At 40.1% G+C, this 13080-nt stretch carries 14 protein-coding genes, 1 tRNA gene and 1 riboswitch; of the genes, 5 read left to right on the forward strand and 10 right to left on the reverse strand.

All coding sequences use genetic code 11. The features are described 5' to 3' along the window. Positions 1 to 106: 106 nt before the first annotated feature. From JCM10512_RS10860 to JCM10512_RS10870, 3 genes are read right to left on the reverse strand one after another with little or no spacing between them, the layout of a single operon-like run. Entirely contained in the window at positions 107 to 973 is an 867-nt protein-coding gene (locus tag JCM10512_RS10860; RefSeq protein WP_044162978.1) for a GNAT family N-acetyltransferase, read from the reverse strand. A 50-nt stretch (positions 974 to 1023) separates the two neighbouring features. Further along, positions 1024 to 2340, reverse strand: coding sequence for a hypothetical protein (locus JCM10512_RS10865; protein ID WP_044162981.1), 1317 nt, complete (start codon positions 2338 to 2340; stop codon positions 1024 to 1026). A 21-nt stretch (positions 2341 to 2361) separates the two neighbouring features. Further along, positions 2362 to 3690, reverse strand: a complete 1329-nt coding sequence (locus tag JCM10512_RS10870) for a glycoside hydrolase family 15 protein (RefSeq protein WP_044162983.1) — start codon at positions 3688 to 3690, stop codon at positions 2362 to 2364. 325 nt (positions 3691 to 4015) lie between these two features. Between JCM10512_RS10870 and JCM10512_RS10875 the strand changes: the two genes are divergently transcribed. The 4 genes from JCM10512_RS10875 (at position 4016) to JCM10512_RS10885 (ending at position 6595) form a co-directional block, all read left to right on the forward strand. Then, on the forward strand, positions 4016 to 5050 hold the full coding sequence (locus tag JCM10512_RS10875) for an aldo/keto reductase (RefSeq protein ID WP_044162985.1): 1035 nt from the start codon (positions 4016 to 4018) through the stop codon (positions 5048 to 5050). Between the two features lie 178 nt (positions 5051 to 5228). After that, positions 5229 to 5312 carry a DUF6856 family protein gene (locus JCM10512_RS24835; protein WP_369346468.1) on the forward strand — a complete coding sequence of 28 codons (84 nt, stop codon included), beginning with the start codon at positions 5229 to 5231 and terminating at the stop codon, positions 5310 to 5312. Between the two features lie 38 nt (positions 5313 to 5350). After that, on the forward strand, positions 5351 to 5755 hold the full coding sequence (locus JCM10512_RS10880) for a pyridoxamine 5'-phosphate oxidase family protein (protein WP_158332211.1): 405 nt from the start codon (positions 5351 to 5353) through the stop codon (positions 5753 to 5755). A gap of 360 nt (positions 5756 to 6115) precedes the next feature. After that, the gene (locus JCM10512_RS10885) at positions 6116 to 6595 is read left to right on the forward strand and encodes a hypothetical protein (protein ID WP_044162989.1); all 480 of its coding nucleotides are present in this window, start codon (positions 6116 to 6118) and stop codon (positions 6593 to 6595) included. 128 nt (positions 6596 to 6723) lie between these two features. On the opposite strand, the gene ribB is transcribed toward JCM10512_RS10885, so the two are convergent. The 7 genes from ribB to JCM10512_RS10920 all read right to left on the reverse strand — a co-directional run bounded on the left by ribB (position 6724) and on the right by JCM10512_RS10920 (position 12406). Continuing rightward, positions 6724 to 7419 carry a 3,4-dihydroxy-2-butanone-4-phosphate synthase gene (gene ribB, locus JCM10512_RS10890; RefSeq protein WP_044162991.1) on the reverse strand — a complete coding sequence of 232 codons (696 nt, stop codon included), beginning with the start codon at positions 7417 to 7419 and terminating at the stop codon, positions 6724 to 6726. 126 nt (positions 7420 to 7545) lie between these two features. Continuing rightward, a riboswitch (FMN riboswitch) is annotated at positions 7546 to 7668 on the reverse strand. 228 nt (positions 7669 to 7896) lie between these two features. Then, a complete protein-coding gene (locus tag JCM10512_RS10895) occupies positions 7897 to 9153 on the reverse strand; it encodes a type II toxin-antitoxin system HipA family toxin (protein WP_044162992.1) in 1257 nt (418 codons plus the stop codon). Positions 9154 to 9156: 3 nt separating this feature from the next. Further along, positions 9157 to 9447, reverse strand: coding sequence for a helix-turn-helix domain-containing protein (locus JCM10512_RS10900; protein ID WP_044162995.1), 291 nt, complete (start codon positions 9445 to 9447; stop codon positions 9157 to 9159). A gap of 150 nt (positions 9448 to 9597) precedes the next feature. Next, on the reverse strand, positions 9598 to 10131 hold the full coding sequence (locus JCM10512_RS10905; protein ID WP_044162997.1) for a hypothetical protein: 534 nt from the start codon (positions 10129 to 10131) through the stop codon (positions 9598 to 9600). Positions 10132 to 10383: 252 nt separating this feature from the next. After that, positions 10384 to 11307: a hypothetical protein gene (locus JCM10512_RS10910; protein ID WP_044162999.1), complete on the reverse strand. Its 924-nt coding sequence runs from the start codon at positions 11305 to 11307 to the stop codon at positions 10384 to 10386. Positions 11308 to 11338: 31 nt separating this feature from the next. Continuing rightward, a complete protein-coding gene (locus JCM10512_RS10915) occupies positions 11339 to 12220 on the reverse strand; it encodes a hypothetical protein (RefSeq protein WP_044163001.1) in 882 nt (293 codons plus the stop codon). A 101-nt stretch (positions 12221 to 12321) separates the two neighbouring features. Then, a tRNA-Ser gene (locus JCM10512_RS10920) sits at positions 12322 to 12406 on the reverse strand. Positions 12407 to 12511: 105 nt separating this feature from the next. Here JCM10512_RS10920 and JCM10512_RS25075 point away from each other — a divergent pair. Beyond that, a complete protein-coding gene (locus JCM10512_RS25075) occupies positions 12512 to 13072 on the forward strand; it encodes a MutS2 family protein (RefSeq protein ID WP_439644372.1) in 561 nt (186 codons plus the stop codon). Positions 13073 to 13080: the final 8 nt, after the last annotated feature.

A 13080-nucleotide genomic window follows, 5' to 3' on the forward strand; every position in this document is an offset into this window, starting at 1 on the left:
CAACCAAAAGATCAGGTTCTTTTTTGAAAAGATCTAGATCTTTTTTAGAAAGGAATTCAGTATGCTGACTTATACTAAAGATGGCAGAATATGATGAAAAGAATATCTATTCAGAACTTACCGCTATCTTCTTGATCATCTCAAACTGCTGCCCCTTCACGGGAATGTTTTTTGCTTGTAGAAAGGCTGTTATCGATTCACACGAGATGGCTGTATTTAAGACTTTAATATTTTCACTCTTGTTTAAACGAAGCATCTCGGCGAGTAGTAATGACGCGATTCCTTTTCTTCGGTACGGCTGGTCAACTGCAATTTGCGTAACATCACCCGAAATCGGATCAAAGACACAATATCCCACAAGTCCGGTTCCAACAAACACTCCAAGAAAAGTAAAATCCGAAGCCGTTCGGGCTATCGATTCCATGCTATTTTGCCACGAGGGATGGAAATCGCCTAAATAAGGAATCGCAGCGAGTGCTTCTACATCCATGGGGCTAATGGAGTAAAAGTTCTCCGTTTGTTTCGATTCACAAAGGACTGCATCATTCCGCTGCATGAAATAATTAAATTCCCGACTCACTTCAAAATCCTGATTCGTGTAAATAGAAACAGCCTTGGTATTATGTTGCAGGACTTCCAGCAGATATTGCTGTATATGCCTCTCTCTCAAATAAGGAACGGAGTATTGGAATATCTGTGTTGCCAGTCCCTGTTTGCGATATGCTTTGACTGTTCCGGTTCCGGTATCGTATGCTGTCAATACTCCATTGAAGAGTCCGACACCATTCAGGGTAAAAGCAACAATATCATCTCCCTCAAAAGCAGCAAAGGAGAGTTCGGGCAGGAACCCACGCCTTTTTAGCATGACTTGAAGCTGCGTTCTATCAACCTGCATCTCGTAATCGGCGAAAGCTTGTGCAAATGCTTTGAAGATAACATCAAAACCTACTCCGGCAAGTGATTTTATTTCCATTCGATCTTGTTTTAAAGTTAGTTGTATTCCTAAAACGTATAGCTTGACTTTCAACCGTGGACAGCAGGCTCGGCAGGTAGTCCGACCGATTTACGTAAGCGTGCCATTGCCCAGCAGAACCAAGTGTTTTGTTCGCCATTGCCGGCATCACGCGAGACCCATTGGGAGTTGTTCATTGCATGGTAGACATCGGTTTTTCGTATTTTGCTATTTCTAGTAAATCCGTTCCCTTCGAGCCAGGCGAATTCCATATAAATAGACTTGCCTACATTAGACGCTTTGATTAATTGAAGTATCTCATTCACTCTTTCATAATTCGCTTCGGCCCGGGCGAAGTCGAGTTCCCATCCTATACCTTTACCAATTACTTCGTTCACAAAAACTCCGTCCGGATAGATATCGGTAGGCATCCACTTTATGCCACCCGTAGTTTGCAGGTAATGGTTCTCCATATAGGCCATCGTGTTTTTCATCACCTGATGGCCTACGCCTTCCCATCCGGCAGCAATGGGAGAAAAACAAACCCAGCCCATACCCATGTATGGGTTGCCTCCATCGCCATTCGGAATAAACATCTCGGCGTATGTAGGCATACCGTCTCGTTCTACGACCAGATGCTTGTTGATCCCTTCGGAAAGAATCTTTTCTTTTTCCCGCCAGACCGAAGCTTGCCGGCTATCTCCGTGTTTATCCGCGATTTTAATCATTTCGGTCAAAGCTGCTCCCACAAAGCTTTGGGTAAGCAGATCGAAAGCATCCCACATTCTGCCATCGCGCGAATGCTCAAACGTTACAGCGCGGACTAATCCGGGTTCGATACTCCATCCTCCATACAAGAACAGGGTCCGGTCGCAAAGTCTATTCATTAGTCTTTTCACATACGGCCATGTGTCTTTTTCAAACTGACTATCTCCTCTGGCCAATGCGAGTCTGGCCCATCCCAAGATCATGTGGGCGTGAGCATCACTCTGATACTGATCGTCTATAATGGTGCCTCTACCTTCTTCTTTACCGACCACATGGGGAACGAAGATTTCGTCATGCGCGGCCATGGCATCGAATACATAGTTGAGGGTAAGCTCGGCTTCTCTATAGTGCCCGGTTTCGATCATTAGTAAGGTGTAGGCTCCTACTGTGCGAGGATACATGCCTTTATAGGCTCCGGTTAATGACTCCGGCAAATAACCGTCATCTTCCATGCGGCTGAGTAGTTTATGATAGGTGTTTGAATAAAGCCGATTTAGCTCGACATCAGTTTCCAGGATTTGTCTTAATTGCTCTTTACCAATGGTTTGTGTCTGGTTGCCGGCAACCAAAAACTGACAAAAGACAGACAACACGAGTGATAGTAATATATTTAGTTTCATACGAGTTAGATTAGCGGATTATTAGAATCTTTTCGGTTGGGCGGATAGGCCTACCGATTTTCGTAAACGTGCCATAGCCCAACACCACCAAGCAGTCTGCTCGCCATTGCCGGCATCTTTTACTTTCCAGACAGTGCTTTTCATTTTCGGTATATCGGTTTCATGCAGACGTTTGTTTTGCGAGTAATTATCACCTTGCAACCAGGCTCCTTCCATATAGATGGGGTGGTCGGTATTGACTATCCGAATCATGTGCAGAATCTCTTTCAGGCGTTTGATGTCATTTTCTGAGTTAGCGAAATCGATTTCCCATCCTATTCCTTTACCTATTATTTCGTTGGAAAAAGAGCCATCGGGATACCCATCGGTAGGCATCCATGTTACTCCATTGCTATGTTTCAACAACTTCTCATTCATCACGGCTACCGTGTTTTTCAGTATTTGATGTTCGACTCCCTCCCACCCGGCAGCCACCGGCGATAGGGTGACCCATCCCAATCCATTGTATGGAACTCCCGCGTCTCCATCAGGAATAAGCATCTCGGAATAGGTGGTTATACCATAATGATCGGTAGTCAGATTCTTACGGATACCATCTGATAATAGTTTAAGTTGCTGTGTCCAGTGTTCAGCCGTTTTTGGATCGCCCTGTCTTTCGGCGATTTGAATCATATCTGTCAAAGCGGCACCCACGAAGCTTTGCGTGAGCAGATCAAAGGCATCCCACATGCGTGCGTCTTTGGAGTGTTCAAATGCCGTATTACGCACCAAGTTGGGTTCGATAGACCAATGGCCGTACCAATGCCCGTGCAGGAAAAACGCTCTACTGGTAGCAAACTTCATCAAAGCCCGAACTTGCTTCCAGGTTTGATCTTCAAATGGGTTGCGGCCTCGTGCAAGTGCCAAACGTGCCCATGCCAACACCACATGAGCATGTCCATCGATCTGAAACTGATCATCTTCGATGTTATAATCCGGCCCCAACACTCTTGGGATGCGTTCCATATCATTGTTTTCCAGACTTTTCAATATATATCGGATATTCTGCTCTGCGGCATCATACTGCCCCGCTTCTATCAACAGAAGTACATAGGCGCCGGTTGTACGGGGAAACATTCCGGAGTATGCACCGGTTAACGATTCGGGCAAATAGCCGTCACCTCGCATCCGGCCTATCAAACTATAGTAGGTCTTCGAGTACAAGCGTTCGTAATAATCGGATTGGAGTTCTTTCTTTATATCTTCCCGCCCAACTTTGGATGCGGCACCAGTTTTTTCGATTTGGCTATGAAGTGGTTGGGAAAACCAAATCAATGGAAGGAGCAAAAACAGAAATTGTTTGTATTTCATGAGTTTTTCATTTTTTAGATCATGGCTAGTATGAGATAAGCGTTCGCTTTCAATTCGTCAAATTTAACGTTTTATCCAGTAGGCAACCTCTTTTTGACCAAAGAATAGAATCTTTTTTATAAGTTTTTATCTTGTTTATGCATCTCTTTGAAATTGCTGACTTTTGCATCTCACCAATGAATTTATCGCAAATAGAATTCTGTTTAAAAATCAATCTTAACTTTGCACTATCAAGCAATTGATTATGCGTAGTGATGGTAAACGAAAAGGTAAACTTAATAGCTACGAGTTTGTTACAATGTTATATATTTAATTATTATAGATCATGGAATACAGAAAATTGAACGGCTCGGGGCTCTTTGTTCCGGCATTGACATTAGGAACCGCAACTTTTGGCGGTACACATGGATTTGAAGGTTGGGGACATACGGATGTGGCCGAAGCTACCCGAATGGTAGATATGTGCTTGGATGCCGGACTGAATATGTTCGATACGGCTGATGTGTATTCCCGCGGTTTATCAGAAGAGATTCTGGGAAAGGCCATTGCAGGAAAGAGGAACCGGATGTTGTTGTCAACAAAGGGCACATTCCCGATGAGTGACAATGATCGCAATGATACGGGATCTTCCCGTTACCACATCATTCAAGCATGTGAGGCCAGCCTGAAGAGACTCGGCACGGATCATATCGATCTTTATTACATGCATGCTTTCGATGCCAACACGCCTGTTGAAGAAACACTGCGTGCACTGGACGATTTGGTAAGTAGTGGAAAAGTTGGCTACATCGGTTGCTCTAATTTCTCCGGCTGGCATCTGATGAAATCGCTGGCTATATCAGAAAAGTACGGTTGGCACAAATATGTGGCTCACCAGACATACTATTCGCTTTTGAATCGAGATTTTGAATGGGAACTGATGCCACTGGGCGTAGACCAACAAGTAGGCACATTTGTTTGGAGTCCGCTAGCTGCCGGACGTTTGGGAGGTAAGTATCGTCGAAACACTCCAATTCCGGAAGACGGACGGGTAGCGCGTGGAGGAGCACCGGTACGTGATAATTCCGTATCTTACGAACTTTTATACGACATCATGGATGTTCTAGATGAAATTGCCTCAGAGACCGGAAAGACAGTTGCTCAGGTAGCCCTCAATTGGTTACTGCAACGGCCTACGGTGTGCAGTCTGGTAATTGGTGCTCGCACGGAAGAGCATCTAAAGCTGAACTTGGGCGCAATAGATTGGAATCTGTCGGAAGAGCAAGTGAAGCGATTGGAGGATGCCAGTCGCCAACCCAAATCATATCCTTATTGGCATCAGGATCAACGTCCGGAGTTAAATTCCCAGTTATTCTTTTAAATAACAGACGAAGCATTTAGATTCACATTTCTAATGATTTGTGTTTATCCTGATAAAGAAGCATCATAACAACGCTTTTGTTATGGTGCTTTTCGTTTCTATGAGTTTACGCTAATTCAGTATAAGCACGCTGTAATTGGATCATATACGTCAATAATCTTTAAATTGACCCGTAATAATCGGAACGCGCTCTTTCAATAATGGCAATTATATACTATATTTACATGCACAATCAGATTCTAATTATTTAATTCTAAAGTGAAAAGAAAAATGGATAGTAAAAAAATATTCGAAAAGGTTATGAAAGAAAGTACGCAAATAGCTTTGGCAAGCTTAAGCACATCCGATGAAGTGATGAAGCCGAATGTCAGACTGATGTGCTTTTATTATGATTTCACGACCAAGAAAATATATTTCTGCACATTCCAAAACTCTCCTAAGATGGCTGAGTTTGAGAAAAATGAAAGGGTGGCATTCACCACATGTCCCATCGAAGAGCATTTGGCTGTCCGGGTTGAAGATGCGATTATTCAAAGAAGCTCGAAGAGTGCCATGGAGGTTTTAGAGGAAATTTCTAAAAAGATATCGATGTTTGATGATATCAAATCGGGAGATATCAGTAACATTATCCCTTATGAAATCTCATTTGATAAGATCCACTTACATGCAGAGCATAATTATGTAGTCGATCTTGAGAATTCTTAAGCGAAAGTATTCTATATCCGACACAGTCGCTTATCCCTATTTGAGTATAACATCTTATATTTCAACCAAATAAGGATATGGCTCTTAAAATGAAAGTGAAGTTATTTTAATATCCTGATAAATTTCTAATATTATTACTTATATTTGCAACCTGAATTCTAAATAATCAACATTTTGATCACAATTCTTAAATTGGTAATTACTGCATAGTCAATCTTAGCTAAACCACAGATTGATGCTCCTTGCGTCTGGAATTTCCTTTCCGGACAGGTTTCTTTATGTCTTTTATAAGATAAAAATTAAATTGACGAATTCTAGTTCGTCAGCCAATGTTGTGTTTATAATAAAAAAAACAATTATATGAATTCAAATAATAAAAAACAGATTACCGGAATCGTACTAGCTATCTTTATGTTACTTACCTTGCTGAATAGCGCCTATTTCTTTTTAGTAATATTAAAATTAGGCATCGGCCAATGGCTGGCTTTCAATGCGTGTTCCGTAGCTATCATTATTTATCTGATATGTTTTACGATATCCGCAGTAAAGAGAAATTCCACATGGCTATCAGTAGCCTTACTACCGATGTATTATTATGGTACCATGGGATTATTTATAATGCCTTGGAATGAAAGCAATTTATTTGCGCATATCACTCATATCATTATAACTTGCAACGCTTTATGGGTTCTTTCTCTTATCTTCAAAAAGCAGAATTTTGAAGCACTGGGGAAAGCTCTATTATGCAGCATCGTTGTTTTCGTTCCTCTATTTGCCTTGATTCAAACCTATAATCAGGCACATCTCGAGGAATTCATGCAGATGTTACAGAATATGTAAAGCCAATGTATTAACCTGAGCTCAGGTTATAAAAAAGCGATAGAGTTGCATAGTAATATATACAATTCTATCGCTTTCCTATTCTTTAGGATCTATATTTTCACATTGACTTATTCCGCAAACAGGACCTATCCGACGAATATGTTCTTATATTCTTTCGTTTTCACCTCATTCAATACCACACGGTCATTGATCAAAGTCCGGTATTTTACAATATCATCAATCGACACAACGGTCATATCGTGTCGATCTGCAAAATCAATAATCTCAGGCAAACGGGCCATTGTACCGTCCTCGTTTGTCAACTCACATAATACAGCAGAATCTCCTAATCCCGCCAATCGGGAAAGGTCGATGCTCCCTTCGGTATGTCCACGCCTTTCGAATACTCCATTCTCTTGGGCGATTAATGGAAACACATGCCCGGGATGGGATAAGTCTGAAGGTTGAGCATCTGCAGCAACAGCTGTCCGGATGGTTTGAAGTCGATCTGAAGCTGAAACGCCTGTAGTTACGCCGTCCTTGGCTTCGATTGAAATGGTAAAAGCGGTCTGGTTCTTACTCGTATTGTGGCTTACCATTGGATACAAATCGAGGTGTTCACTCTTCTCAGGTGTGAGGCATAAACAGATAATGCCACTACATTCCCGAATCATTAAGGCTATGTCTTTGACCGTAACAGTTGCAGCAGGGAAAATAATATCTCCTTCGTTCTCTCTATCTTCGTCATCGACCAGCAAAACCCCTTTTCCTAATTGGAACTTCTGAATCGCATTTTCTACACGTTCTTTATAGCTGATACCAAAATCTTGAATTGTTTTCATTAGAAACTCCGTTTTTATGAATAATAAATTACTTATCATTCTTACAGAGCTGATGCGGGAGGTGCTTTACTACATCACTGTACAGATTAATCCTGAAATTAATCTGCGTACAATGCAATTACTACATTTATCCTTCTCCCATCCAGACTCTAACTGTCGGTTTTGGAATTACACCAAATCAATCCTCATAAAGAGGAGTCGCGGACTATAACCGCCGGTAGGGAATTACACCCTGCCCCGAAGAATATTTCTGCAAAGCTAGATATTATTCTTTTAAAATACGAATTTATTCTTGTTTATTGTACCCTTATCCGATAAATGGCATAAAAAATCCATTTGGAAGAAGATCGAGATGAGGCAAACACAACAGCTTTACTTTTGAATGCAACCTAAAACCCACCCAATATCTAGTGGGCCTATGCATAAAACTTTGATAAGCTAAAGAAAGACACTTTTCTGTATATCAAATATATGTTACTAGTGTAACTTTATAAAATCAGCATGAATGGTTGTAATTAACTCTTTATCAAGACCTAGTTCCTTCGCATGAATCTCAAAATTGTCAATTGCTCCCGCTACGATATCTATCAAAGCTTTGTAATCCTGTATATCGTTCTTCTGTCCGACTGTTTCCAAATCTTCACGGGTTATATCTTCGTTCTTACCATTCACAGTCAAAGAGTGTCTATTTAAGTAGGCGGGTGCAGTCAAGTCCACACTATACGTTAAATCGTATGCAGGAGATAACCGCCAAACTCCACTACGGTTCATGCAAAATGAAAAGTTCTTAGAATGGTCGTCTACATTCCGGGCAATAATGTTAAACACCATCCGTAGATATTGTTGTCTGCTATCTTCGTAGGGAAGATTCAACCGTCGAATTACTGCAAATAATTCTTCGTAGCTATCACTCGTTGGCGACATTGCAGCCAATGTTTGCGTATGTATCTTTGCGTTATCTATACGATCGAACCGCTGGGTAAGAAAATGAGTTCTGTTTCCATAAGTGCGTAGTTCTGAAGGCATCATATCAATTCCGGCATCCAACGCCATCCGGTAATATACGTATTCTAACTTGGCGAGCGGATAAACCGAATTATCATCATATTTCAGAATATAATGCTGAAAACCTTCCGGTATTATTCCCTGACCGGAAATAACTTCTCCCGTAACATCATTCAACGCGACAATTGCTTTCGGTCGTTTACCTCCTGGTGAAGAACTTATCTTTACTAAATCCTGCCATAAAATAGAGTTTTCCTGATTTAGGATTGTGGTTTCTCTTTCGTCTAGTACTTGCTTAGCAAATTCATACAACCTCTGCACATCGACCGAAAAAGCTGAATTATCACCTAATTTTCGTGCGGGCTCATATTCTAATGCTCCCATTGCGCGACTTCCAATAAAAGATAGGTGGTCTATCGGACTCGTTTTTTTTACCGGGATATTATTATCCCGCAACCATGCCTTAAAAAGAGAATTCCCCCATTTGTCAGGTAAAGAGTCTGCAATCATAGCTGGAAGCCCTTGATACAGTTTTTCTTTATTGCCTGTCCACGGCAGTTGTTTCTGGCTACGTGGTGAGTTTACAGGCATGGTTAACGGAGCTATATCCAATTCTTGCTCAAGAAAAGAAGGTTCATATTCAAAAACGGCTACTCCCATTTTCTTATCCCATAAGAGATAGCCTACATCCATCCCCCACAATTTAACCTTTACTGCATTCGTCTCCATATTCTATTTTCGGGTTTGCTTCTTAAATACTTCTCGCGGGCTGACAGCCAGTTCCGGCAATAACTTCTCAATCTCGTCTAAACTATCAATAGAACGAAGCAGCTTGATAAACGACGCCATTGTAATTCCGGTGGAAGAGCCATTTTCAAAGGAACTTATAGTAAATACACTCAAACCGGATTTCTCCGCCACTTCCTTTTGCGTATACCCCATCCGCTTCCGGTAGTCACTAAACCGCTTTCCCAGTTCTTTGATGATGTCACGTCCTGTTCTTTCGTATAGTTCGCTGTACATATCTTACTTTTTTCATTCCTCACAAATATAGATAAATCTATAATAACAGCAAAATAATTCGCATAATATAGTTTTATCTATACTCTGCGAATTATTTTTTCTCTTCCTTTTAATGCAGGAAAAGAATATCCTCTTTAGAGCCCCAGACGATTACATATTACGTGGCGGCACAACACTTATCAGTTTGTCGAAAAGCTCAGTTTTGATAATATCTTTTTCTCTTGCCAAATAACCTTCTCCCTCAACTTCGATAAGCCCCAAATGTAGTAACAGGCGATCAAATGTGCGTATTGAGTAGCAAGATAACGCTTCACTCGGCGGCAAATCATTAGAAAGTTTCGGAAATGCTCGGAAATATCTATCTACGTAAAAGCTGTCCAAGCGTTTTTCCGAACCATATTTGTGCAGCAATAATAACGTAAAGCCACCCCCTACATTTCCAATATCCTCCGACTCAAAGCCATCCCAATAGTTTTTATTGAACTCACAACATAAAATGACCATTAGAGTCTTCATCAAGAGTTCATCGTTGGCTGCAACCTTTTCCCCTTCTTTGGTCATCGTCAATACATTATTGCAAAGCTTTACCAGTCGCATCAGCTTGATCAGAATCTTAGTTAGCTCTACTGCCTGAGAATCGGTTTCCTTTGCAACTTTTGATATCCCACTATCTAATATAAGCATTCAGCTCTTCAATTGTAGTTGGAGCCTTAGCGCCATTTTTCACTCGCTCATCGATGTACTTCTATATATCTTTTCAACCATATCTTAAAAAGTTTAAAGCATTACCCCAAAGATAATCAAAGACTTTTTAAAGTTTAGCATTGGGCAAAAGGAGACAAAAAAACCTACAAATCATAGACTTGTAGGTTTTTCTTGTAGTTATCTGATTTCGTTCAGATTGAAAAAAATATAGATAATTATAATATTATCGGTTTATTCTACTATAAAACTACTGGCATCTACCAGATACTTAGTCACTCGACTCATTCTCTTCATTGCTTCCTTAAATGGTTTGTCATCACGCCCAGGATTGAATTGGGTGCTGCATGCTTTAGCCAATTTAGATTGTTGACCTTGCTCTACAGTCGTATCGAAACCCAATGCTGCCACCTCTTGGAATATATCTGACGGATCGGCTATCGTCTTCTTCCATCTGCTCTCCAGATTTTTAGCAAATTCGTTAGCTGCATCACAATCAGACATCAAAGATTCTATCGGAAATACATAGGGCGGTTGCTCGCTCAACTTTTTAGAATTGACAGGAAAAACAGTACCTGCAGGGATTTCTTCTGCAAGGTCTTTCATATATTGCGCTTCTCTGTATAGTTTATGAAAGACTTTTTTCTTCCCGGGATAGCTTGATCCTACTTTCTCTTTCACATCATCTTCCAAACCGAATGACCAGTTGGTATGTCTTTTTTCAATAAAAAGTGTATTTAATACTCTTACAGGCAATTTTACTGTTCCTATATCTGAATTGTATTCATAACTATTTGCATCAAAAACAGCTGATATATCTTTATTCTTAACATTCGTACGTATATAAAAATTAGCATGTAACATATAATTTGATAGCGTAGGATTCATGATTGTCACCGACTTATTACTGTTTACCTTAGTCACAAAATTAACTGAACTTCCATCATATGTCAACGTATGTTTGCCTTGTCCAAGTTCGATATTCTGTGTCGTTTGAGCAGGTATGGTATATTCCTTTTTATCTATTTTTATCACAATTTCCTTATCCAAAGGGTTGTCTACCTGATATTCCCACCCCGGGCCTAAATTGTCAATACAAGATGTACAAAGTATAATCGACATAGCGATTATGAACTGAATAACTAGTTTAAAATTCATTGTGTTTGTGTTTAAATTCGTAATTATAATCTTAAATTATTTCAATTTGGTCTCCCCTTAACCAAAAAGTAATCGTGTGTTGAGTCGTCTTGTCTACATTGGTGCTGTGTGTGGTTTCTGTCATTCCAAACTTCCGCCTTCTTGTACTGTTGGTAACCGTTACATGAGTTACGTCTTCTTGCTTTACGTTAGGATGCGAAACATCTTTTGAATTGGGCTTCAAGCCCATCTTAAACTCATAAACAGGCTGAGCATCTTTGGTCACTAAGTATGATAACTTCAATAAATGCTCGTACTTATAATTATCCGGAATCAGTTTTTTCACATCTTCTAGCTTTGCCAGTGCATCTACCATATTGGGCTTGAAGCTATATCGTATCTCTTTTTTCTTATTATAAGAATTTGTTGGATATCCATGAAATATTAATTCATTGTCAACACTGCCACCAGAAAGACTAAAATTAGCTAAATATTTTATTGTAGAATCGGGAGCAACTGCATAGATAAACATATGTTCCAAATACCCCAGATCGTCTTTACCATGATCCGCAAAACTTTTACTCGAAATAGCGATCTTATCTATCTGATAGCCTTGTTTCACTACACTATCAATATGCACCTGTAGCGATTCTATCAATTTAGGATTATCTATCTTTTTGTTGCAAGAGAAAAAAAGACTTAAAATAGCTAGAGATAAAAGTGTGCAAAGAAATTTCATATCATAAAGTTTGTTTGTGCAGGAGACAAAATTAGCACAATTATAATGATATAAAAAAGGGACTGTATTAATTAATAAATTTTCAATAAAGTTAAATATAACAACAAACAAACTCACTAATCTGATTATATCCTTCCCAAAGGGTTCTTCATACTCAAATTCCCATGCTACAGTGATTTGTTGTATATTACACAAGCGTAGATTTTATTAGTCCATAATAAAAAAAGAGGACTAAGAAATAAATCTTAGTCCTCTTTTAGTTTTTTCTGATCACAATTATTTGATTATCAGTTTTGCGGAGAGGGAGGGATTCGAACCCCCGGAAGTATGACCTTCAACGGTTTTCAAGACCGCCGCAATCGACCACTCTGCCACCTCTCCATAACTCCTTTTCAGAAGTGCTTTTCTCCAAAAGCGCTGCAAAGGTACAAATCATTTTTTATTATACAAGCATTCTCATACTTTTTTCGTGAATAAATTGTATTTTTGCAAACAATAATAAGATACAACTACATGATTTACCCTCAGAATTTTGAGCAAAAAATAGGTTTCGACCAAATCAGGCAATTGTTAAGAGATAAGTGTCTCAGCACATTAGGCGAAGAACGGGTCACAAACATGGCCTTTTCCGATCAATATGCGGAGGTCAACGAATGGCTGAACCAGGTGACTGAATTTGTCCGAATCATACAGGAAGAGGATAACTTTCCGGATCAATTCTTCTTCGATGTTCGCCCATCTTTGAAAAGAGTACGGATAGAAGGGATGTACCTCGACGAACAGGAATTGTTCGATTTACGCCGTTCACTGGAAACAATACGCGACATCGTACGCTTTCTCCACAAGGAAAGTGAGGAGGAAGAGGGAGATTCCCCCTACCCCAGCCTACGACACCTAGCGGGAGACATTGCCGTATTTCCGCAATTGATTGGCAAAATAGACGGGATACTCAATAAATACGGAAAGATAAAGGATAATGCTTCCAATGAACTGGCACGCATACGTCGGGAATTGGCCAGTACGATGGAAATATTTCCCGTTCACTGAACAGTATT

Origin of the sequence: Bacteroides reticulotermitis JCM 10512 (assembly GCF_000517545.1) — a bacterium.
Lineage (GTDB): Bacteria > Bacteroidota > Bacteroidia > Bacteroidales > Bacteroidaceae > Bacteroides > Bacteroides reticulotermitis.

Bases quoted from the DNA above. Each gene is read 5' to 3' on its own strand.
- JCM10512_RS10880 (WP_158332211.1), top strand. From the start codon at position 5,351: ATGAAAGAAAGTACGCAAATAGCTTTGGCAAGCTTAAGCACATCCGAT.
- JCM10512_RS10900 (WP_044162995.1), bottom strand. From the start codon at position 9,447: ATGTACAGCGAACTATACGAAAGAACAGGACGTGACATCATCAAAGAA.
- ribB (WP_044162991.1), bottom strand. From the start codon at position 7,419: ATGAAAACAATTCAAGATTTTGGTATCAGCTATAAAGAACGTGTAGAA.
- JCM10512_RS10870 (WP_044162983.1), bottom strand. From the start codon at position 3,690: ATGAAATACAAACAATTTCTGTTTTTGCTCCTTCCATTGATTTGGTTT.
- JCM10512_RS10895 (WP_044162992.1), bottom strand. From the start codon at position 9,153: ATGGAGACGAATGCAGTAAAGGTTAAATTGTGGGGGATGGATGTAGGC.
- JCM10512_RS10875 (WP_044162985.1), top strand. From the start codon at position 4,016: ATGGAATACAGAAAATTGAACGGCTCGGGGCTCTTTGTTCCGGCATTG.
- JCM10512_RS10885 (WP_044162989.1), top strand. From the start codon at position 6,116: ATGAATTCAAATAATAAAAAACAGATTACCGGAATCGTACTAGCTATC.
- JCM10512_RS10860 (WP_044162978.1), bottom strand. From the start codon at position 973: ATGGAAATAAAATCACTTGCCGGAGTAGGTTTTGATGTTATCTTCAAA.
- JCM10512_RS10910 (WP_044162999.1), bottom strand. From the start codon at position 11,307: ATGAATTTTAAACTAGTTATTCAGTTCATAATCGCTATGTCGATTATA.
- JCM10512_RS10865 (WP_044162981.1), bottom strand. From the start codon at position 2,340: ATGAAACTAAATATATTACTATCACTCGTGTTGTCTGTCTTTTGTCAG.
- JCM10512_RS10905 (WP_044162997.1), bottom strand. From the start codon at position 10,131: ATGCTTATATTAGATAGTGGGATATCAAAAGTTGCAAAGGAAACCGAT.